The sequence below is a fragment of the Streptomyces sp. SN-593 genome, assembly GCF_016756395.1.
Lineage (GTDB): Bacteria > Actinomycetota > Actinomycetes > Streptomycetales > Streptomycetaceae > Actinacidiphila > Actinacidiphila reveromycinica.
In genome coordinates, this window is record NZ_AP018365.1 from 3,685,955 (window position 1) to 3,707,182 (window position 21,228).

Here is a 21,228-nt window from a genome sequence, read left to right on the forward strand (position 1 = left end):
TTCATGTACCATACGGAAGGCGTCCGGCCCGGTCTCCCGGGCCCGTGGCGTGCCGACCGGTCACGGGCCCGTCCGTCCCGCCTCCGTCGTACGCCGTCCACCTCCTCCGCCCGTGACGGGCTCGCCTCGAAGGGTCGGTCTTCCGTGCCTCCTGCCCTGGTCCAGCGGTCCGCGCCGCCCGCGAGCGGTCCGCGGCCGACCGCGCCGCCCCGGCGGCGCACCCGCGTGCTGGCGCTGCCCGAGGCCCGGTGGGCGCTCGCGGCCGTGGTGTCCTTCCTGCTCGCCCTGCCCCTCCACCTGTCCGGCGGGCCGGCCTGGCTGGGGGGCACGCTGTTCGCCGCGACCTACGCCACCGGCGGCTGGGAACCGGGCTGGGAGGGGCTCAAGGCGCTGCGCGACCGGACGCTGGACGTGGACCTGCTCATGGTGGTCGCCGCGCTGGGCGCCGCCGCGATCGGCCAGGTGCTCGACGGCGCGCTGCTGATCGTCATCTTCGCCACCTCCGGCGCGCTGGAGGCCGTCGCCACCGCCCGCACGGCGGACTCCGTGCGCGGGCTGCTCGACCTCGCCCCGGCCACCGCCACCCGGCTGCTTCCCGGCGGCGGCGAGGAGGTCGTCCACACCGAGCGCCTGGCGGTCGGGGACGTGGTCCTGGTCCGGCCCGGGGAGCGGATCGGCGCCGACGGCGAGGTGCTGGACGGCGCGAGCGACGTCGACCAGGCCGGCATCACCGGCGAGGCGCTGCCGGTGGTCAAGGAGGCCGGCGACGAGGTGTTCGCCGGCACCGTCAACGGCACCGGCGCCCTGCGCGTACGCGTGGCGCGGGACCCGGCGGACTCGGTGATCGCCCGGATCGTGCGGATGGTCGAGGAGGCGTCCGGTACGAAGGCCCCGACCCAGTTGTTCATCGAGCGGATCGAGCAGCGGTACTCGATCGGGATGGTGGCCGCCACGCTCGCCGTGTTCGCCCTCCCGCTGCTCCTGGGCGAGGCACTCCGGCCGGCGCTGCTGCGGGCGATGACGTTCATGATCGTGGCGTCGCCCTGCGCGGTGGTGCTCTCCACCATGCCGCCGCTGCTGTCCGCCATCGCCAACGCCGGACGGCACGGCGTCCTGGTCAAGTCCGCGGTGGTGATGGAGCGCCTCGGACAGGTCGACGCGGTCGCGCTGGACAAGACCGGCACGCTGACCGAGGGCACCCCGCGCGTGACCGGCGTCCTCGCGACGGCCGCCGCCGGCGCGGGCGGCCAGGACGCGGTGCTGCGGCTGGCGGCGGCGGTCGAGCACCCCAGCGAACACCCGCTGGCCCGCGCGGTGGTGGACGCCGCACGGCAGCGGGGCCTCGACCTCCCGCCGGTGGAGGGCTTCGACTACACGCCCGGCGCCGGGGTGAGCGGCACCGTGGCGGGCCGCACCGTCCAGGTCGGCAGCCCGGCCCGCCTGCTCGCCGACGCGGCGTCCGTCCCGCGCGGGGCGGACGTCCGGGCGGACGCGGTCGGGCGATCCACCGAGGTCGCGCAACCCACCGCCGTCGCGCACGGCGGCCCCGCCGTCGGGGCACGCGCCGCCGTCGACGCCGCGCGGGCGGAGGCCGCCCGGCTGGAGGCGGAGGGCCGTACCGCCGTGGTGGTCGTCGCCGACGGGGTACCGCTGGGCGTGCTCGGCATCGCCGACCGGCTGCGCGACGAGGCCGCCGCGGCCGTCCGCGCGCTCGGCGAACTGGCCGGCGGTACGCCCCTGCTGGTCACCGGCGACAACCCGCGCGCGGCGGCCCGCCTGGCCGCCGAGGTCGGCATCACCGACGTGCGCGCCGGACTGCTGCCGCAGGACAAGGTCGACGCGGTACGGGAGTTGGCGGCGGCCGGACGGAAGGTGCTGGTGGTCGGCGACGGCGTCAACGACGCCCCCGCCCTGGCCGTCGCCCACTCGGGCGTCGCGATGGGGAAGGCCGGGTCCGACCTCGCGCTGGAGACCGCGGACGCGGTCGTGGTGCGCGACGAACTCACCGCGATCCCGTCCGTGGTGCGGCTGTCCCGGGCCGCGCGCCGGCTCGTGCTCCAGAACCTGGCCGTCGCCGCGGTGTTCATCACCGGGCTGGTGGTCTGGGACCTGGCCGGCAGCCTCCCGCTGCCGCTCGGCGTCGCCGGCCACGAGGGATCCACCGTCGTGGTCGGGCTCAACGGCCTGCGCCTGCTGCGCGAGGCGGCCTGGCCGCGCCCGTCCGGCTCCCCGCGCACCCCGCCCACCCCAAAGTGAGCGAACCCGCCGAGAGCGCGCGGCCCGGACGCGGGGTCGGGCCCGGACGCCGGGTCAGGGGCCGGGTCAGGGGCGCGCGCGGGGCCGAGGGCACGGGACGCGACCGCGGGCACGGGATCAGGCCCGGGGCCGGGGGCGGGCACGGGATCAGGCCCGGGCGGTCAGCGGCGCGGGATCAGTCCTGGGCCGCACTGCTCAGGGCGTTGCTGATCAGGCGCGTGGCGAACTGGCGGTCGTCGGTCAGGTGGTTGATCCGCTCGGCGAGGAGGAAGGCGGTGACCTCCAGCGGGGTCATCTCGCTCTCGGTCCAGTAGCCGTACTGCTTGCGCCACAGGCCCGGGCCCAGACCGCCCGCGGCGGCGATCACCATGCCGGCCATGGTGGGAATCGCCTCGGGGCGGATACTCCGGGGCATCTGCCGCATCGTGGCGACGAGGTCGGGCACGACGTACTCGACGACGTCCTTGCCGTGGTCCTCGTAGGCCGCGGTCAGCCACCGGGCGTACAGGTAGACGAGCGTGCAGGCCCCGTCCAGCACGTCGTCGGCCTCCTCGGGGCTCATCGACGCGGTGAACTGGTCGATCAACTGCCGCTGCCGGGGGTCCTCCTCGGCGCTGCCGTCGTGGACGGCCTTGAGCCGGGAGTCGACCATCAGCAGGGCCGTACCCACGTCGCCCACCGGGGCGTACTGGGGGTCACAGGGCGATGGCACCGGGTTCCTCCTCAACTCACCGCGCCGGGCGCGGCGTTCTGGCGTCGTGGTCCCCGACGACTGTAGGGCCGCGCGGTCCGCCGGGACCGGGCCGAGGCGTTGCCCCGTCACACAGGCAGGCCGTCCGGGCACGCTCCGTGCGCACCCCGCCGTCCTGCGGCCCGGCGCGGCGGAGGAGGCCGCGCGCGGGAGACCCGCCGCGCCGGAGGCGTACACGGCCGCGGCCCGGTCCCTCCTCGGGCCCGGGCCGCGGCCGGCGGCGGTACGGAGTGCGTCCGGCTCAGCCGGTGACCGGAACCGGCACGAGCGTCGCCCGGAAGTGCCGCAGGATCGGGGACTGCTCGGTGATCCTGAACCCGTGGACGCTGCCGGCGTTCTTGACGATCTTCTCCAGCGTCTCGCCGACGTGGTCGTAGTGGCTGCGCGTGTAGACGCGGCGCGGCAGGGCGAGCCGGACCAGCTCGTAGGGCGCGCTCTTGGTCGGGTTGCCCTCCTCGTCCTCCTCGCCGAGGTAGAGGGAGCCCAGCTCCGCGGAGCGGATGCCCCCTTCGAGGTAGAGCTGGCAGGCCAGCGCGTGGCCCGGGTAGTGGTGCGCGGGGATGTGCGGGAACAGCCGGCCCGCGTTGAGGTAGAGCGCGTGCAGGCCGGGCGGTTCGAGGATGTCCACGCCCGCCGAGCGCACCCGGTTCGCCAGGTGGGTGGCGATGTCGGCCCGCTCGGCGAGGTAGGACGGCTCGGTGACCTCCTTGAGGCCCTGGGCCATCATGTCGAGGTCGCGGCCGGCCAGGCCGCCGTAGGTGGCGAAGCCCTCGGTGGCGATGAGCAGCAGCTCGCACCGCTGGGCGAGTTCGCCGTCGTTGAGGCCGATGAAGCCGCCGATGTGGACGATGCCGTCCTTCTTGGCGCTCATCACGCAGCCGTCGGTGAGCCGGAACGCCTCCTCGGCGACCTGCCGCGGGGTGCGGTCCTGGTAGCCGGGCTCGTGCCGGGTGACCAGCCACGCGTTCTCGGCGAACCGGGCCGCGTCGAGGAAGAACGGCACCCCGTGCGCGCGGCACAGCGCCGAGGTCTGCTTGATGTTCTCCATGGAGACGGGCTGCCCGCCGCCCCCGTTGTTGGTGATGGTGAGCAGCACCACCGCGACCCGCGAGCCGTCCGGCCCGGTGAGCGTGCGGCGCAGCTCCTCCAGGTCGATGTTGCCCTTGAACGGGTGCGTGCTGTCCAGGTCCCGCGCCTCGGGACACGGCAGGTCGCGTGCCTCGGCGCCGGACAGCTCGACATTGGCCCGCGTGGTGTCGAAGTGCGTGTTGGCCAGCACCAGCTTGCCGGGTTCGAGCAGCGTGTTGAACAGCACGCGCTCGGCCGCGCGGCCCTGGTGGGCCGGGAGGATGTGGGAGTAGCCGGTCAGCTCGGTGACGGTCTCGTGGAAGCGGTAGAAGGAGCGCGAACCCGAGTACGACTCGTCGCCCGCCATGCCCGCGGCCTGCTGCGCGGCCGACAGCGCGCCGGTCCCGGAGTCGGTCAGCAGGTCGATGGTCACCTCCTCCGCCCGCAGGTCGAACAGGTTGTAGTGCACCCGCTTCAGCGCCTCCTCGCGCTGCTGCCGCGTGGTGACGGGGATGGGCTCCACTACCTTGATCCGGTAAGGCTCCATGAGGACCGCTGCTCCTGTCTTTCGGTCGTGCGAACTTCCGTCGTGCGAAGGTTCCTCGGGTCGCGCGGGGTGGTGCGCGAGTGGTGCGCGGGTGGTGCGCGGGGGGTTCCGGCCGATCAGCGTCCGATCCCGGGCCCGGTGGCCAGCGCGGTGCGGGGCGGCTGCACCGCGTACGCCTCGGAGGAGACGTAGACGGTGACCCGCGGGTCCCGGCCCAACTGGTGCACCAGCGCCACATAGGCGACGAGCCCCACGCCGTCGTCCAGGGGGCGGGGGGTCACCGCGGCGAGCGCCCGGTCGAGGGCATCGTTGTCCATGCCGTAGCGGCGCAGCACGTCCGCCGCCCGGTCGCGGGCCCGGCCGTCGTGCTCGACGTAGCTGCGGACGGGCATGTGCAGGGTGAAGCCGCTGGGGCGGCCGGTCACGGTGTCGGTGAAGGAGTGGCAGGTCAGCGCGCGCCGGGTGGACGGCTGCCCGGTGCCGCCGGCGTCCGTGCCGGCGACGGCGTGGAAGAAGTCCGTGGTCTGGTCCCGGCCGTCGGCGGCCGCGAGGCGGGAGTACTCGCCCGCCTCCTGGGCGGACAGGCTCTCGTGGGTGCAGTACACCTTCACCCGCGGAGCCGCCCACTCGCCGAGGTCGAGGGCGAGGAAGGGGTAGTCGTCGGCCGGCGGGAGCGCCGCGAACGCCTGCCGGTGGCCGAGGCGGTCGAGCGCCTCGCGCAGGGTCTCCGCCCGCCGGTCCCGGCCGCGCGCGGCCGGGTTGAGGTAGACCTTCACGCCGGGCACGCCGCCCGGACGCAGTTCCAGCGCGCACCACAGGGCGAACGGCCCGGCGGGTGCGACGGGGAAGAACAGGTCTTCCAGCAGGTCGAGTTGGTCGGTGGAGAAGTTCCAGCGGTCGGCCATCGCGCGGATCGCCCGCAGTCCGGCCCGGCCGTTCTCCGCCAGGTCGCCGCTGTCCCAGCCGGGTTCGACCAGGACGCGCAGCGCGGGCGTGGCGCCGGGCAGGAAGGCCAGCGAGTACTCCACCGGCGTGTGGTCGTCGGAGAGCAGGGTGGCCGTGGTCGGTGGCAGCGCCAACGACCGTTCCGCGGCGGTGCCGAGGCTGGTGGCGAGGGTCTGGACGTAGGTCTCGGTGTCGGTGCGGTCCAGCCGCGCGACGTCGCACAGCCGGGCGAGCTGGTCGGTGACGAGACCACCGAGCTGCGTCGGCTCCAGCCTGGCGAGGCTGGAGCCGACGGTGTCGCACATCGGGGAGCGGCCGCCGGTCACCATGCGCCGCCCCTCGTGCCGGCGCGCGCCGGGAGCACTTCACGGCGGGCGAAAAGATACCCGCCCCGAAGGGCGGGTTCGGCAGGTGGAGCGCCGCCCGGTGGACACCTGCGATCGGGAGGGGAATACACGTTCGACATATCCGAATGATCGACGAGCCCGCGGGGTATGGGTAAAACAGCGGTGCGCGACGAGGCAGGGGGATCGGCGGCAGCAGGCACGGTAACAACTCCTTTGGTCCTGGCCAACGATTTTCGCCCTGGTGACTACCCCTTCGGTCTGACGATCATGTGGGATGCAGGCATATGCTCGCAGTGACCTGGGTCACGCATGCATTTCGGCCGTAAAAAGGGCTGGATCACACCTTCCACCAGGCCAGGAAGGAGCTCCACAGGCCGCCCTTCTGCTTCCCCTGTGCCTGCTGCGAGGCTGTGGCCTGCCGGTTCTGCGGCTGCTGCGGAACCTGCTCCCGCACCGGGGTGAACCGGGCCGGCAGCGTGGCCAGTGCGCGGTTGAAGGGCCCGGGCCGCCAACTGAGGCTGTCCACCGGCACCGCCAGCTCGATGTCCGGTAGCTGGTTGAGCAGGTTCTCGATGGCCGCGATGGTGATGAGCTGCGCCGGGTCCTTCGCCGGGCAGCCGTGCGGACCGGTGCTCCACGCCAGGTGGGCGCGCTTGCTGAGCAGTTGCCGCGAACCGGACAGCGCCGGGTCGGTGTTGGCGGCGGCGAAGCTCACCAGCACCAGCTCGCCGGCGTCGATCCGCCGTCCGGCGAACTCGATGTCGGCCACCGGGTAGTGCGGCGCGTAGTTGGACATCGGCGGGTTGTTCCAGAGCACCTCGTCGATCGCGTCCTCGACGAGCAGCCCGCCGTCGGAGTACCGGTCGTCGGAGAGGATCAGGCACAGGCTGTTGCCGATCAGGTTGCGCAACGGCTCGGCGCCCGAGCCGAGCAGCAGCACGAGCTGGTGGACCATCTCCTCGTCGTTGAGCTGCGCCGGGTGCTGCATCAGCCAGGAGGTGACGTCCTCGCCCGGGTGCGCGCGCCGCAGGGCGACCAGCTCGGCCACGGACTGGGCCAGCACCTCATTGGCCTTCTCGGCGTTGACGCCGTCGAAGATGCCGTTGATGCCGAAGATGATCCGGTCGCCGATCTCGGCGGGGCAGCCGAACAGCTCGCTGAAGAAGAGGATCGGGAGCATCTTGGCGTAGTCGTTGAGCAGGTCGACCGAGCCGCGGGAGCTGAACTGCCCGATCAGGTAGCGGGAGACCCGGTCCACCTGGCGCTTGAGCTGGTGGCTGTCCACCCGGGCTATCGTGTCGGTGACCGCCTGGCGCAGCCGCAGGTGGTCCGCGCCGTCGGTGAACATGCAGTTGGGCCGGTAGGCGAGCAGCGGCACCACCGGGCTGTTCGGGCTGACCTTGCCCTCGTTGAAGGCCCGCCAGCGGCGCGAGTCCTTCCGGAACGTGTCGGGGTCCTGGAGGAGTTGCAGGGCCGCCGAGTAGTCCGTGACGAGCGTGGCCTCCACCCCGGGCGCCAGCTCCACCGGCGCGGTCGGGCCGAAGTTGCGCATCCAGGCGTAGTACGAGTCCGGGTCCGCCTGGAACTCGGGGCCGTGCAGGGGCACCCGGCCGTGCGCGGGGCAGCCGGGCGGGGGCGAGGGGAAGCCTTGGTCGGTACTCACGTCGTGCTCCTAGTGGTACGCGTCTGGAGATACCGGACCAGGGCGATCAATGCGTCGGCGGATGACTTCTGGTCGCGGGCATCACAGGTGACGATGGGGGTTTCGGGCAGCAGGTCGAGCGCGTCGCGCAACTCCTCGTCGGAGCGCACCGGCGTGTCGTCGAAGTGGTTGACGGAGATCGCGTAGGGGAGCCCGTACTGTTCCACCAGGTCGATGACGGGGAACGACTCCTGCAGGCGCTCGGGGTCGACCAGGATGAGCGCGCCGAGCGCGCCACGGGTCATGTCCTCCCACACCTGGACGAAGCGTTCCTGCCCGGGTGTGCCGAAGAGGTACAGCACGAGGTGCTCGCTCAGCGTGATACGGCCGAAGTCCATCGCCACCGTGGTCGTGGTCTTCCCCCGCACCCCGTGGAGGTCGTCGACCAGGGCACCCGCCTGGGTCATCCGCTCCTCGGTGCGCAGCGGGGGAATCTCGGACATGGTGCCGATGAACGTCGTCTTTCCGACCGCGAAGTGCCCCACGACCAGGATCTTGGCCGCGGTCTTCACCGCTCCGTCGAGATAGACGCCATCAGCCGAATCGGGCCTGGAGCCCATTCAGCACCTCCTGCAGGAGCGATACGTCGGCGAGTTGGGCACGAGGCACCGGCGGCCGGACGACGAGGTAGCCCTCCGACGCGAGGTCGGAGAGCAGCACCTTGACGATGCCGATCGGGAGCTTCATGTGCCCTGCTATCTCGGCCACCGAGAGCATTCCCCCCGAACACAGGTCCAGGACACTGTGCTTCTCGGGGTCGAGATGGACGGGGCGCGGTTGGTCGGACGCGGTGACCAGCGTGATCAGGTTGAACTTGTCGTCGGCCGGCAGTCCGCGCCCGTTCGTGATGACGTACGGACGCACTAAATCCGTGGACTGCGCGACGGGCTCATCCGGATGGTTCATACCTGGGTACTCGTGTTTTCGCGAGGCGGCGCGGTCAGGACCTTGCCGAGTTGGCCGACGAGCTGCTGCATCCGGAAGGTGATCGCCGCCATGTCGACGTCCGGGGCGGACGAGACGGCGAGGTAGGCGCCCGCGCCGGCGGAGATGAGGAACACCCAGCCGCCGTCGAACTCCACCAGGGTCTGGCGCCAGGACATGTTCACGTCGCCGCAGAAGCCGCCCATCGTGCGGCTGAGCGACTGGATGCCGCTCATCGCCGCGGCGACGGTGTCGGCCTCGTCCTTCCTGACCTGCTGGGAGCGGGCCATCAGCAGCCCGTCGGCGGAGATCAGGACCGCGTGACGTGCCCCGGGGACCTCCAGGGCACTCTCAAGCATCCATGACAGGTCGTTGTTCACTGCGATTCGTGCCCTTCCCTGTTTGCGGAGCGCCGCCCGGACTGAGTACCGAGCTGGAAGGCGCCCATGATCGAAGCGGCCTCCTCGTGGGTCCGGGTGGGAGGCGCGGCGGGGGCGTCCACACTCGGCACGATGGAGATGGAGCCCTTCCGGCTCCTTCTCGGCAGGCCACCGGGGGTCGACGTGGCGGACCGCTCCGCCGGTGCGCCGGGTCCGGTCGTCGCCCCGTGGGATGCGGGGGCCGCTGCCGCGCTGCGGGAGGCCGGGGGCTCTTTCGGCTCGGGCATGTTGGTCAGAAGCTCCTCGGGAAGAAGCACCACCGCACGTACGCCGCCATAGGGGGAGGAGGAGTCGACGGACACGTTGAAGCCGTACCGCTGGGCGAGCACGCCGATGACCGCGAAACCGAACTGCGGCGGGTTGCCCAGTCCGGCCACGCCCACCGGGCCCTGGCCGGACAGGAGTTCGTCGGCGCGCGCCTTCTCCTCCTCGTTCATACCGACACCGGCATCGTCGATGATGATGCAGACACCCTTGGGCACGGAGCGGGTGGTGATGTCGATCGGGGTGTCAGGGGCCGAGTAACTGGTCGCGTTGTCCAGCAGTTCGGCGAGGGCCAGGGCCACCGGCTCGACGGCCCGGCCGATCAGCGCGAAGTTCGTCTGCGAGCGGATCTCCACCCGGGTGTAGTGCCGGATGCGGCCCTTCGCGCTGCGCACCACGTCGTAGACGGACGCGGCGACGCGCTGCCGGCCGAGCCACCCGTCACAGAGCACGGCGATGGACTGGGCCCGCCGGCCGAACTGCGAGTTCATGTGGTCGATCTCCAGGAGGTCCTGGAGCACGTGGTGTTCGCCGAACTTGTCCTGGGCCTTGGAGATGGTCACCTGCTGCTCGTTGGCCAGACCCTGGAGGGTCCGCATGGCCGACTTCAGCGCGCTCTTGGTGGCGTCCTCCGCACGGACCCGGGCCTCCCGCACGGACTCGGAGTAGCCGCCCTCGAGTTCCGCGTAACGGTTCTCCAACTCGGCCTTCTCGGCCCGCAGTCTGGCCCGCGCCTTCCGCCCCCGGAAGATCACGGTCGCGGCGGTCGGGGCCCCGACGATCAGAGCCCAGAGCGCTGGATCCTGTATGTAATGCGTCATGAGACTCTCTTCAAGCGACTAGACGACCACCAGGCACGGAAAGGGGCTGCGTCCTGGCCTCCGGGTAGTACTGATGTGCGAAGATGCCCGTTCCGGCACCCGCGCGACCACGGGGCGTCGCACGCGCCTTGCCGGCGGCAGCGCAGACGCGTCGGCATCACGAGCAACACCGGTATGCCCGACTGCGGCATGGTGCTCCTCGGTGTGATGGACCCTCTCGAACCGATCGCCGTCTGTCCTGCACGCTCATTGGCTAGCCTGGCAAGCGGGCCGATCGTACCACCATGATCAGACACGGGGCCCGCAAGTGCCCGCGGCACGTGAAATCCTGACACTTCGTCAGTACAATGCCCCGCCGCCCGCGCGGACGGCGGCCGCCCGGGAGCGCCGCTTTGCCCGGATGCGTGCCGTGTGGGACGCGGCGTGCAGGGGTGACGAGAGGGTCGCGGGGGCTGAAGTGCCCCGTCGCGCACACATCTGTGAACGTTCGGCGAAGATCGGCCGGAAGGCGCGGGAGCCCGCCCGGGGGTGTCCCGGACGGGCTCCGCGGCGCCGGCCGGCCCGGCGGCGGCAGGCGCCGGCCGGGCCGCCGGATCAGACGTTGACGCCGAAGTCCGACGCGATGCCGGCCAGGCCCGAGGCGTACCCCTGGCCGATGGCGCGGAACTTCCACTCGGCGCCGTGCCGGTACAGCTCGCCGAAGACCATCGCGGTCTCGGTGGAGGCGTCCTCGGTCAGGTCGTACCGGGCCAGTTCGCGGCCGTCGGCCTGGTTGACGATCCGGATGAAGGCGTTGCGGACCTGCCCGAAGCTCTGCCCGCGGCCCTCGGCCTCGTAGATGGAGACGGGGAAGACGATCCGGTCCACCTGGGGCGCGACGCCGGCCAGGTCGACCTTGATCTGCTCGTCGTCGCCGTCCCCGCCGCCGGTGAGGTTGTCTCCGCTGTGCTCGACCGAGCGGTCGGGGCTGGCGAGGTTGTTGAAGAAGACGAAGTGCTGGTCCGACAGCACCTTGCCGGCCGTGTCGCACAGCAGGGCCGAGGCGTCCAGGTCGTAGTCGGCGCCGGTGGTGGTGCGCACGTCCCAGCCCAGCCCGACGGTGACCGCGGTCAGCCCGGGCGCCTCCTTGCTCAGCGAGACGTTGCCGCCCTTGGAAAGAGTCACGCCCACGCTCTACCTCCGGTTGATCTCGTGGTGCCGGTTTCGGCCGCCTGCCGGTCCCGACGCGGTGGGGCGCGCCGCGGTTCCCGGCCCGCGCCGGGCCCCGGGCGCCCCGCCGCGCGGCGGGCCGGGGTGGCCGATCTCACTCGTCGGAGTCCTTCTTCCCCGGGGAGGCCGCGTACGCCTGCCCCGGCGTCATCGGGACGCCGTTGATCTCGACGGTCTTGTAGGTGCTGACCTGGGCGCAGGTCGTGGACTTGTCCGCGGTCTCGGCGTGCGCGTCGGCCAGCGCCTGCTTGGTGTCGCTGGACGACGAGGTGCCGCCCGGGAAGCTGGTGCCGGTGGACCAGTCGGAGCCGATGACCAGCGTGACGCCGTCGGACGTGCCCTGCTTCAGGTGCGAGGACGGCAGCCCGAGCGCCTTGGCCACGGTCTGCGCCTGGGCCTTCTGCCCGGAGCCGTAGGTCAGCGCCGTGGTGTCCGTGGGGTCGGCGTTGCCGCTGCTGGTGGCCGGGTTGAAGCCCTTGGCGACCAGCGCGTCGGCGATGTCGCCGGCCCGGCCGGGGACGGCGGTGCCGTTCTGCACCGAGACCGTGACCTGCGAGGCCGGCACGGTGGGGGTGGGGCTCGCGGTGGCCGTGGCCGCCGCGGACTTGCCGCCGCTCGCCGTGGTCAGCGACTTGTCGTCGGCGATGGTGGAGAAGAGCGTCTCGGCCCCGGCACCCACCACGACCCGGTTGGCGTCGGTGGGGTCGGCGGCGGTCTGCATCGTGGTGAAGGTGATCCGCTTGGTGGGCACCTTGTTCACGTCGCCGGCCAGGCCGATCAGCTTCTTGATGGTGCCCAGCCCGGTGTCGACGGTCAGCGCCTTGGTGGCGGCGTTCGCCAGCTTGTACACGGAGGTCGGGTTGGTCAGGGTGCCCGCGCTCTTGAACTTGCGGATCAGCGAGCTGAGGAAGGCGTGCTGCGCGTAGGTGCGGCCGAGGTCGCTGCCGTCGCCGAAGCCGTGCCGGGAGCGCAGGAACTCCAGCGCGCCGACGCCCTTGAGGGTGTGGGTGCCCTTGGAGAGCTTCAGGTGGGAGTAGGTGTCGTAGACGTCGCCGCTCACGCACACCTGCACGCCGCCGACCGCGTCGGACATGTCGACCACGCCGGAGAAGTCGACCTGGATGAAGTGGTCGATCGGGATGTTCGTCAGCTTGTGCACGGTGGCCACCTGGCACGCCTGGCCGTACGCCAGCGCGCTGTTGATCATGCCGTGGTAGCCGGCCGTCTTCGCGCCGGTCTTCGGGTCGGTGCAGGCGGGCACGTCGACCTCGGTGTCGCGCGGGATGCTCATGACGGTGGCGTTGGAGCGGTCGGCGGATATGTGCAGCACCATCTCCACGTCGGCGTTCTCGCCGGTCTGCACGCCGGTGGTGGCGCAGCCGCCGCCCAGCTTGCAGTCCTCGGCGGAGGTGCGGCCGTCGCTGCCCATCACCAGGATGTTGATCGGCTTCCGGCCGAAGGCGTCCGCCTTCTCCGTGCCGGCGCTGTCCTTCCCGACGCCGTCGGTCAGCGAGACGCTGGTGAGGTTGCCGTTCAGGTGCTGGTAGAACCACCAGCCGGCGCCGGCGGTGACCACGACCAGCAGCGACACGGTGATCGCCGCGATCCGCAGGAAGCGCCGGCCGCCGCTGGGGCGCTTGGCCCGGCTGCCGCCCTTCTTCCGCCGCGCGGACGAACCGCCCCGGCCGCGGGCGGCGGCCCGGGCCGCGGCCCGCCCGCCGGTCGGCGGCGCGTCGGCGGCGCGGCCGGCCCCGGCGGCGTGGCCGGCGGATATCCCGCCGCCGTCGGAGTCGGGGTCCGCACCGCGCGCGCGGGCGCGGCGGCCGCCGTGCCCGGCGTCGTGGGAGCCGCTGCGCGGCCCCGGCGGCTCCGGCCCGCGGCCGTGCCGTACCCGGCCCTCCGGCGGGCCTCCGGCCGGCCTGCCCCAGGGGTCACTCATCTCCCACTCCCTTGTCCGAGCAGCCCTCTTGAGGCCCGCGGCCGGTTACGTTGGGTGAAGCGACGGTTTCACTCCGTTTCACGCTTGCGCAATGCGGCAAGGATAGGTCATACCCCTGTGCACACCCGAAGGGAAAGGGGCCCGAGGGACGGCCGGGGGCCGGGCCCGAGCGGCCGCGGGCGGCCCCCGGGGCCCCGGGAACGGGGACGCGTCCGCCCGCCCCGCCACCGCGTCGCGGTTTCCCATGGTTCCCGGATTACGCAAGCTCTAAAGTGTTCGCCATGCAACCGACGGCGACGCGAAGCGGGAGGGCGCCGGTGACCTGGGAGACGGCCGAGCTGGAGGGGGGACCCGCGGACGGCACGCGGGTGCGGGTGGCCGGGCGCCCCCGGGTGCTCCAGGTCGCGGTGGCCTGCCCGGTGGAGGAGGGCGCGAGCGGGGTGAGCGTGACCGCGGTGTCGGTCTACCGCCGCAAGTCCGGCCCGGCGCCCCTGCGGTACGGGTGGGACGGCGCCAGCCCCTGAGCCGTGGGGGCCGCGCGGCGCACCCCCGGGAACCCCGACCGCGGGTGGGTGCCGCGCGGCACCCGCCCCCGGGAACCCCGACCGCGCGGGGACGGCATCGCACGTGAGAGCGAACCGCTCGGCACCACGCCCGGCCCCGTACCGCGCCGCACCCCAACTCGGGCGCGGCGCAAGGACGTTGCGCGCCCCCGCGGGGAGGGCGCGGTCCGACACCACCGGGTGACGGCCGGCCAAACCGGCCCCTGCCCCCACCAGGATTGCTAGGTTGCGCAATCGGAAAGCGGGGCAACCCGGGGAAACCGGATCATCCGGCGGTTCCGGGGGCATCCGGGGTCGCGGGGTCGGAGAGGGAGCACATGCCGGGTCGTCACAGCGGGGTTCCTGGAGCGGGTACGGGACCGGCGGCCGCGGCCGTCCCCCGGCGCCGGCGCAGCCGCCGGGGGCTGGTGGTGGCGAGCATGGTCTCCGCGCTGGTGCTGCTCGCCTCCGGGTGCGGGTGGATCGCCCTGCACGCGGGCGACCCGCACACGTTCACCGCCGACGGCATCAGCGGCAAGCGCCCCGCCTCGGGCGACGGCCAGAACGTCCTGCTCATCGGCTCGGACTCGCGCGCGGGCGGCAACCGCGCGCTCGGGGGCGGCAGCGGCACCGTCGGCCGCTCCGACACCACCTTGCTGCTGCACGTCTACGCCGACCGGCGGCACGCGGTCGGCGTCTCCGTCCCGCGCGACGCCCTGGTGGACATCCCGCCCTGCCTGCTGCCGGACGGGACCTGGTCGGCACCGCAGAAGGACGTGATGTTCAACGCGGCGTTCGCCACCGGACTGACCGCGGACGGCAATCCGGCGTGCACGCAGAACACCGTCGAGCAACTGACCGGGCTGCGCGTGGACCACACCGTCGTGGTGGACTTCTCCGGCTTCGCCGCCATGACGGCCGCGGTCGGCGGCGTCCAGGTCTGCCTGCCGCAGGACGTCTACCAGCGGGACCTCAGCCCGGGCCGGACCACCCGCGGCGCGCTGGTCTTCCACCGGGGCCTGCAGAGCGTCTCGGGCCAGCAGGCCCTGGACTACGTCCGGATCCGGCACGGCATCGGCGACGGCTCCGACATCGGCCGGATGAAGCGCCAACAGGCCTTCCTGGCCGCCCTGTTCCGGAAGATCAAGGCCAAGGGCTTCAACCCGACCGTCCTGCTGCCGCTGGCGAACGCCGCCGTCCACTCCCTGACGGTGGACCCCGGCCTCGGCTCCGCGCCGGACCTTTTGGAGTTCGCGATGTCGCTGAAGGACATCGACCTGGACAACGTCCGCTTCGTCACCGCCCCCTGGCGGTACGACGGCCCGCGCGTCGCCCTCGTCCACCCGGCCGCCGACCGGCTGTGGGCCGCGCTGCGCGCCAACCGCCCGCTGCCGTCCACCGGTTCCGCCCCCGCGCCCACCTCGGCCGCACCCGCCGGCTCCCCCTCCGCCGCGACGGACCGGCCCGGCGCCGGCATCGACGTGGCGGTGGACAACGCCACCACCGTCTCCGGGCTCGCCGCCCGGGCGGCCGCGGCGCTGACGTCCGCCGGCTTCACCGTCACCCGCACCGGCAACGCGCCCGGCCAGGCACCGGCCGCCACCGTCGTCGAGTACGGCACCGCGAGCGGCGACCGGACCGACGCGGCCGCCGTCGCACGGCAGTTCTCCGGCGCCGTGGTCCGCCCCTCCCCCACCGGCGCCGCCGGCGTCCGGGTCGTGCTCGGCCCCGACTACGCCGACGCCACCGCCGCGTCCGCGCCGCCGGAGGACACCAGCCCGCCCCGCGCCGCGAGCGACAGCCCCTGCTCCGACCTGTCCTACGGCGGCCCGTCGGCCACGCCGTCGTCCGCCCCGTGAGCCGGGTCGGCGGGCGGCGGGCGCCCGTTCGCTCCGGCGGCCGGCCGAACCCGGGTGCGTACCCTGGGGGCTGCACATCGCCGCGGTCTGGGAGGTTCACGTGACAAGGTCTGGCGGACAGCTGGGCGAGCCCTCGGCAGAGGTGCTGCAGAGCGTGGCCGCCGCCTTCGGTCTGCTGGCCTCGCCGATGCGCCTGCACATCGTGTGGATCCTGGCGCAGGGCGACTGCGACGTCACGGGCCTGGCCGAGAAGGTCGGCGCCACGCTGCCCGCGGTCAGCCAGCACCTGGCCAAGCTGAAGCTCGCCGGGCTGGTGCACGCCCGGCGCGAAGGGCGCCGCCAGGTCTACCTGGTGGACGACCCGGACGTGGTGACGGTGGTGCGGCTGATGCTCGGTCAGCTCGCCGAGCGCACCGCCCCGGCACGGGGCGTCCGTGGCCTGGGCGCCTGACCGGCCCGCCGGCTCCGCCCGCCCGCCGACCGCCCGCTCCCCGACCGCCGGACGGCACGACGCCCTCGCCGACGCCCCCGCCCTCGCCGTGCTGCGCGGACTGGACAGCGGCCCGCGCGGCCTGACCGAGGCCGAGGCCGAGGAACGCCTCGCCCGGCACGGCGAGAACACCATCCCCGGCCGCCGCCCCGCCTCCTGGCCCCGGCGCTACGCGCGCGCCCTGCGCGACCCGTTCACCGCGGTGCTGCTGGCCCTCGGCCCGGTCTCCGCGCTGGTCGCGGCGTGGGGCACCGCCTGCGTGATCACCGGACTCGTCCTGGTCAGCAGCGCCCTGCGGTCCCGCACCGAGTACCAGGCCGACCGTTCCGCGGACGGGCTGCGGCACCTGGTGGCCGCCACCGCGACCGTCCGGCGCCGGTCCACCCCGACCGCGGCCCCGCGCTTCCGCGAGATCCCCGTCGAACTGCTGGTGCCGGGCGACGTCATCCGGCTGGGCCCGGGCGACGTCATCCCCGCCGACGTGCGGCTGCTGCGCACCCAGAACCTGGCGCTCCACCAGGCCGCGCTCACCGGCGAGTCCGCGCCCGTGGCCAAGCGGCCCGACGACGCCCCGCCCGCGGCCGCCGGGGAGTTCGAGCGCGCGCACGCCTGCTTCCAGGGCAGCAGCGTGGCCTCGGGCAGCGGCACCGCGCTGGTCACCGCGACCGGCGCGGACACGCACTTCGCCCGCGCCTACCCCGCCCGGAGCCGGCGCCGGGAGTCCGCGTTCGACCGCGCGGTCAACGGCATCTCCTGGATGCTCATCCGGTTCATGCTGCTCACCCCGCCGCTGGTGCTGCTCGCCGACGCGGCGGTGCGCGGGCGGGGCCTGGAGACCGTGCCGTTCGCGGTGGCGGTGGCGGTCGGGCTGACCCCGGAGATGCTGCCGGTGGTGGTCACCACCGTGCTCGCGCGCAAGGCCGCCGCGCTCGCCCGCGAGCACGGCGTCATCGTGCGCTGGCTGCCGGCGCTGCATAACATCGGCGCGGTCGACGTGCTGTGCACGGACAAGACCGGCACCCTCACCTGCGACCGGCCCGTGCTCGACAGCGCGCTGGACCCCTTCGGCCGCCCCGACCCGGAGGTGCTGCACTGGGCGGCGGTCAACAGCCTGTGGACCCTCCAACTCGCCGACCTCCCGGTCCCGGACGCGCTCGACGAGGCCGTCCTCGACGCCGTCGCCGAACCGCGCTCCGGCACCGCGCGCCCCGGCCTCCCCCCGGCGTACGACACCTACGACGGAGTGGCCGCGCTGCCCTTCGACCCGGTCCGCCGCATGGCGACCGCCGTCGTCCGCGCACCGGGGCGGCACGGCCGGCACACCCTGGTGGTCAAGGGCTCGGTGGAGGAGGTCCTGGCCCGCTGCACCCGGCTGCACGCCACCCCGCCCGCCGGCGTGCAGGTGAACGGACCGGCCGCCGGCGTGCAGGTGCCCGCACCGGTCGCCGGCGTGCAGTCGGTCGAACCGCCCGGCACCGTACGGGCGAGCGCACCGGCCACCGCCGCACAAGTGCCCGCACCACCCGCCGGCGTACGGTCGCCCCAACCGCCCGACACCGTACGGGCGAGCGCCCCGGCCACCGCCGCGCACGCGGCCGCACCGCCCGCCCCCGGCGTGGTCGTCCGCGCGGAGGACCTGGCGGAGGACCTGTCCGCGCCGGGCGCCCCGCTCCTCCGCGCGGTGCCCGGGTCCGGACCTCGGGAGGCGGACGCCGACCGGCCGACCGGCGGCGCCGCGACCGGCGCTTGCGCCGCGGAGCCGGCCGAGGACCGCGGCGGCGAACGGCAGTTGGACGACGCCGAGCGGGAGCGCCTGCTCGGGTTCGCCGCCGGGCAGGCCGGGCAGGGCCTGCGCCTGCTGGCGGTCGCCCTGGCCGAACGCCCGGCGCGCCGGGGGCGCTACGGCCCCGCGGACGAACGCGACCTGGCCTTCGCCGGCTTCGTGGTGCTACGGGACGCGCCCGCGGACACCGCGGCGGACGCGCTGGCGGCGCTCGCCGGCCGGGGCGTCGCGGTGAAGGTGCTCACCGGCGATCACCCGGGCACCGCCGCCCGCGTCTTCCGGGACCTCGGGCTGGAACCCGGCGGCGTGCTGACCGGGGCCCGTATCGACGGCATGGACGACGAGGAGCTCGCCCGGCGGGCCGAGCGCACGGCGGTCTTCGCCCGCTGCACCCCGCAGCACAAGGTCCGGGTCGTCCGCGCGCTGCGGGCCGCCGGCCACACCACGGGGTTCCTCGGCGACGGCGTCAACGACCTGCCCGCGCTGCACGCGGCGGACGTCGGGATCTGCCCGCGCGACGCCGTGGACGTCACCCGGGAGGCGGCCGACGTGGTGCTGGCCGCCAAGGACCTCACCGCGATCGACCACGCCGTCACCGCCGGCCGGCACGCGACCGGCACGATCGCTACCTACCTGCGCATCGCGCTGTCCTCGAACCTCGGCAACGTGATCGCGATGCTCGCCGCGGGCGTGCTGCTGCCGTTCCTGCCCATGCTCCCCGCCCAGGTGCTCCTGCAGAACCTGTGCTTCGACGCCGCCCAACTCGCCCTCGCCTACGACCAGCCCGCCCCGGACGCGCTGCGCCACCCCTCCCCGCTGCGGCCGCGCGACTTCCTCCGCTTCATCACCGCCTTCGGCCTGGTCAACGCGGCCGCGGACCTGGCGACCTTCGCGGCACTGGCGCTGACCGTGCCCGCCTCGATCCACGCGTCGGGCCAGGCGGCCTTCCACTCCGGCTGGTTCACCGAGAACCTCATCACCCAGGCGCTGGTGATGGTCCTGCTGCGCGCCGGCACCCGGGCGCCGGCGCCGATCCGCGCCGCGGCCGGCGCGCTCGCCGCGATCGGCCTGCTCATCCCCCTCCCCCCGCTCGCCGGCGCCCTCGGCGCGGCCCCCCTCCCGCTCACCTACTACCTGCTGCTCGCCGCGATCCTCGCGGTGTACGCGCTGGTGCTCCTCGCGGCCGGGTCCCGTCACGGCGGCGGGGCCGCGAGGTGGGCCGCGGACCGGTAGGCGCCGGGTGTCTGGCCCATCGTGCGGGCGAACGTGTCGATGAACGCGCTGGTCGTCGCCCACCCGCAGCGACGGGCGGTGGCCGTCACCGACGCCCCCTCGGCGAGCTGGATCATGGCGTGGAAGACCCGGGTGTTGGTCCGCCACTGCGGGTAGGTCATGCCGAACTCGGTGCGGAAGAGCCGGGTCAGGGTGCGCTCGCCGACGCCGACCCGGCGGGCCAGCGCGGCCACCGTGCGGGGCGTCCCCAGGTCCGCCAGCACCAGCCGGCAGGCGTGGGCGAGCCGCGGGTCGCGCGCGGTGGGCAGTGCCAGCGGCTGGACGTGGGCGCGGCGCAGCCGGTCGCCGAGGACCGCCCGCAGCCGCCGTGACTCGGGCTCGGGCAGGTCGGGTTCGGTGCAGGCGATGAGCAGTTCGCGGAGCAGGCCGTCCACGGCCAGGATGGTCGGCCCGTCGAGCCGCAGCGGCGGATCGTCGGCCGGGAAGCCGACGGTGTGCACCGAGCTGTGCCCGTAGACGCGGTGCTCGTGCCAGACGTGCGCGGGGTTCCAGACCGCCCGGTCGCCGGAGGCGACCCACGCGCCGGCCTCGGTCTGCACCGCGAGCACGCCGGTGCTGACGTAGATGAGCTGGTGGTAGTCGTGCCGGTGCCGCCCGATGACCTCGCCGGGCGCGTGGTCGTGGGCGTTGGTGGGGGGCAGGGCGGTGCCCGGCGGCAGGGCGGGGCCGGGCTGTCGGCGGCTGTTATGCGACACAAGTAGGCAGAATATGGGAAGTGTGCCAGCCGCTGCGCGTGACAGCGTGGCGCCATGGACACCGTGCGAGCGGACCCGGCCGCGCCCGACCGGCCGACCGAACCCCGCGTCAACCTCGGCGATCGGCTGCGCGCCGCCGCGGTGGACACCCGCCCGCTGTCCGTGCGGGCCTTCCGGCGGGTGCTGGTCGGGCAGGGCGCCTCGCTCGTCGGCACCATGATCACCGAGGTCGCGATCCCGGTGCAGATCTACGCGATCTCGCACTCGTCGTTCTACGTCGGCCTGGCCGGGCTCGCCGGCTTCGTGCCTATCGTCGTCTTCGGCCTGTACGGCGGCGCCGTCGCGGACGCGGTGGACCGCCGCCTGCTGTGCCTGTGGGCGTCGCTGGTCACCTGGGCGGTGACGATCGCGCTGCTGGCCCAGACGCTGCTGGGCGCGCGCTCGGTGGGCCTGGTCCTCGCGCTGGTCGCCGTGCAGGGCGCCGGCTTCGCGATCTCCTCCTCGACCCGGGGCGCCATCATCCCGCGCATCGTGCCGCCCGACCTGGTCCCCGCGGCGAACACGCTGAGCTTCACCGTCGGCAACGTCGGCCAGGTTCTCGGCCCGCTCGCGGCCGGCGTGCTCGTCGCCCTCCCGCACGGCTTCGCGTACGCCTACGGCGCGGACGCGCTGCTGTTCACCATGTCGCTGTACTCCACGGTCCGGCTGCCGTCGATCCGGCCGGCGGGCGCCCTGGCCCGGTCCGGGCTGCTCGCGGTGCTCGACGGGCTGCGCTTCATCGGCGGCAACCCGGTGCTGCTGATGTCGTTCGGGGCGGACATCGCCGCGATGGCGCTGGCCATGCCGAGCGCGCTGTTCCCGCAGGCGGCCGCGGACCGCTTCCACGGCGGGGTCGGCCTGCTGTACTCCTCGGTCGCGATCGGCTCGGTCCTGGCCGGGCTGTGCAGCGGGTGGATCGGCCGGGTGCGGCGCCAGGGCGTCGCGCTCACCCTCGCGGTGGCCGCCTGGGCGGTCGCGATCGCGCTGGCCGGCTTCGCCCGGGCGCTGTGGCTGGCCGTCCTGCTGCTCGTGCTGGCCGGCGCCGCCGACCTGGTCAGCGCGGTGTACCGGCAGACGATCCTCCAGACCCACGCCCCCGACGAGATGCGCGGCCGGATGCAGGGCGTCTTCACCGTCGTGGTGTCCGGCGGGCCCCGGCTCGGCGACCTGCGGGCCGGTGCGATGGCCGCGACCACCACGCTGACGGTCGCCTGGTCGGGCAGCGCCCTGCTGTGCGTGGCCCTCGTGCTGGTCGCGGCCCTCGCGGTGCGGCCGTTCTGGCACTACGACGCGCACCGGCCCGGCTGACGGTGC

At 73.9% G+C, this 21,228-nt stretch carries 17 protein-coding genes; 6 read left to right on the plus strand and 11 right to left on the minus strand.

Annotation, left to right across the window (positions count from 1 at the left end; translation table 11 throughout):
* Positions 1-144 precede the first annotated feature (144 nt).
* Positions 145-2,256: a heavy metal translocating P-type ATPase gene (locus tag RVR_RS15170; RefSeq protein ID WP_272933084.1), complete on the plus strand. Its 2,112-nt coding sequence runs from the start codon at positions 145-147 to the stop codon at positions 2,254-2,256.
* Positions 2,257-2,431: 175 nt separating this feature from the next.
* On the opposite strand, the gene RVR_RS15175 is transcribed toward RVR_RS15170, so the two are convergent.
* The 10 genes from RVR_RS15175 to RVR_RS15220 all read right to left on the minus strand — a co-directional run bounded on the left by RVR_RS15175 (position 2,432) and on the right by RVR_RS15220 (position 13,213).
* Positions 2,432-2,968 (minus strand): hypothetical protein, encoded by a 537-nt coding sequence (locus RVR_RS15175; protein WP_202234357.1) that lies wholly within the window; start codon positions 2,966-2,968, stop codon positions 2,432-2,434.
* A 280-nt stretch (positions 2,969-3,248) separates the two neighbouring features.
* Positions 3,249-4,622, minus strand: a complete 1,374-nt coding sequence (locus tag RVR_RS15180) for a tryptophanase (protein ID WP_202234358.1) — start codon at positions 4,620-4,622, stop codon at positions 3,249-3,251.
* 116 nt (positions 4,623-4,738) lie between these two features.
* Positions 4,739-5,896 carry a tryptophan dimethylallyltransferase family protein gene (locus RVR_RS15185; RefSeq protein WP_237404762.1) on the minus strand — a complete coding sequence of 386 codons (1,158 nt, stop codon included), beginning with the start codon at positions 5,894-5,896 and terminating at the stop codon, positions 4,739-4,741.
* Between the two features lie 355 nt (positions 5,897-6,251).
* Complete coding sequence (locus RVR_RS15190) at positions 6,252-7,577, minus strand: cytochrome P450 (RefSeq protein ID WP_202234359.1); 1,326 nt, start codon at positions 7,575-7,577, stop codon at positions 6,252-6,254.
* Positions 7,574-8,176 (minus strand): GTP-binding protein, encoded by a 603-nt coding sequence (locus RVR_RS15195; RefSeq protein WP_202234360.1) that lies wholly within the window; start codon positions 8,174-8,176, stop codon positions 7,574-7,576. Before RVR_RS15195 ends, RVR_RS15190 begins: the two co-directional genes overlap by 4 nt.
* Complete coding sequence (locus RVR_RS15200; RefSeq protein ID WP_202234361.1) at positions 8,151-8,522, minus strand: DUF742 domain-containing protein; 372 nt, start codon at positions 8,520-8,522, stop codon at positions 8,151-8,153. Before RVR_RS15200 ends, RVR_RS15195 begins: the two co-directional genes overlap by 26 nt.
* On the minus strand, positions 8,519-8,920 hold the full coding sequence (locus RVR_RS15205) for a roadblock/LC7 domain-containing protein (RefSeq protein ID WP_202234362.1): 402 nt from the start codon (positions 8,918-8,920) through the stop codon (positions 8,519-8,521). Before RVR_RS15205 ends, RVR_RS15200 begins: the two co-directional genes overlap by 4 nt.
* Complete coding sequence (locus RVR_RS15210) at positions 8,917-10,065, minus strand: ATP-binding protein (protein ID WP_202234363.1); 1,149 nt, start codon at positions 10,063-10,065, stop codon at positions 8,917-8,919. Before RVR_RS15210 ends, RVR_RS15205 begins: the two co-directional genes overlap by 4 nt.
* A gap of 594 nt (positions 10,066-10,659) precedes the next feature.
* Positions 10,660-11,235 (minus strand): TerD family protein, encoded by a 576-nt coding sequence (locus RVR_RS15215; RefSeq protein ID WP_202234364.1) that lies wholly within the window; start codon positions 11,233-11,235, stop codon positions 10,660-10,662.
* Between the two features lie 133 nt (positions 11,236-11,368).
* The gene (locus tag RVR_RS15220) at positions 11,369-13,213 is read right to left on the minus strand and encodes an LCP family protein (RefSeq protein WP_202234365.1); all 1,845 of its coding nucleotides are present in this window, start codon (positions 13,211-13,213) and stop codon (positions 11,369-11,371) included.
* A gap of 317 nt (positions 13,214-13,530) precedes the next feature.
* On the opposite strand from RVR_RS15220, the gene RVR_RS15225 reads away from it, so the two are divergent.
* The 4 genes from RVR_RS15225 (at position 13,531) to RVR_RS15240 (ending at position 19,120) form a co-directional block, all read left to right on the plus strand.
* On the plus strand, positions 13,531-13,737 hold the full coding sequence (locus tag RVR_RS15225; protein ID WP_346731456.1) for a hypothetical protein: 207 nt from the start codon (positions 13,531-13,533) through the stop codon (positions 13,735-13,737).
* Positions 13,738-14,093: 356 nt separating this feature from the next.
* Positions 14,094-15,614, plus strand: a complete 1,521-nt coding sequence (locus tag RVR_RS15230; protein ID WP_202234367.1) for an LCP family protein — start codon at positions 14,094-14,096, stop codon at positions 15,612-15,614.
* Positions 15,615-15,714: 100 nt separating this feature from the next.
* Positions 15,715-16,065 (plus strand): ArsR/SmtB family transcription factor, encoded by a 351-nt coding sequence (locus RVR_RS15235; RefSeq protein WP_202234368.1) that lies wholly within the window; start codon positions 15,715-15,717, stop codon positions 16,063-16,065.
* The gene (locus RVR_RS15240; protein WP_202234369.1) at positions 16,049-19,120 is read left to right on the plus strand and encodes an HAD-IC family P-type ATPase; all 3,072 of its coding nucleotides are present in this window, start codon (positions 16,049-16,051) and stop codon (positions 19,118-19,120) included. The genes RVR_RS15235 and RVR_RS15240 overlap by 17 nt, the downstream gene beginning before the upstream one ends.
* Here RVR_RS15240 and RVR_RS15245 read toward each other — a convergent pair.
* On the minus strand, positions 19,081-19,875 hold the full coding sequence (locus tag RVR_RS15245; protein WP_430393137.1) for a helix-turn-helix transcriptional regulator: 795 nt from the start codon (positions 19,873-19,875) through the stop codon (positions 19,081-19,083). The genes RVR_RS15240 and RVR_RS15245 overlap by 40 nt on opposite strands.
* Before the next feature lie 54 nt (positions 19,876-19,929).
* Between RVR_RS15245 and RVR_RS15250 the strand changes: the two genes are divergently transcribed.
* Positions 19,930-21,222 (plus strand): MFS transporter, encoded by a 1,293-nt coding sequence (locus RVR_RS15250; RefSeq protein ID WP_202234370.1) that lies wholly within the window; start codon positions 19,930-19,932, stop codon positions 21,220-21,222.
* Positions 21,223-21,228: the final 6 nt, after the last annotated feature.

What these genes read in the sequence shown, in the direction of transcription:
- RVR_RS15230 (WP_202234367.1), top strand. Translation starts at nt 14,094, where the DNA reads ATGCCGGGTCGTCACAGCGGGGTTCCTGGAGCGGGTACGGGACCGGCG.
- RVR_RS15195 (WP_202234360.1), bottom strand. Translation starts at nt 8,176, where the DNA reads ATGGGCTCCAGGCCCGATTCGGCTGATGGCGTCTATCTCGACGGAGCG.
- RVR_RS15210 (WP_202234363.1), bottom strand. Translation starts at nt 10,065, where the DNA reads ATGACGCATTACATACAGGATCCAGCGCTCTGGGCTCTGATCGTCGGG.
- RVR_RS15185 (WP_237404762.1), bottom strand. Translation starts at nt 5,896, where the DNA reads ATGGTGACCGGCGGCCGCTCCCCGATGTGCGACACCGTCGGCTCCAGC.
- RVR_RS15250 (WP_202234370.1), top strand. Translation starts at nt 19,930, where the DNA reads ATGGACACCGTGCGAGCGGACCCGGCCGCGCCCGACCGGCCGACCGAA.
- RVR_RS15220 (WP_202234365.1), bottom strand. Translation starts at nt 13,213, where the DNA reads ATGAGTGACCCCTGGGGCAGGCCGGCCGGAGGCCCGCCGGAGGGCCGG.
- RVR_RS15180 (WP_202234358.1), bottom strand. Translation starts at nt 4,622, where the DNA reads ATGGAGCCTTACCGGATCAAGGTAGTGGAGCCCATCCCCGTCACCACG.
- RVR_RS15200 (WP_202234361.1), bottom strand. Translation starts at nt 8,522, where the DNA reads ATGAACCATCCGGATGAGCCCGTCGCGCAGTCCACGGATTTAGTGCGT.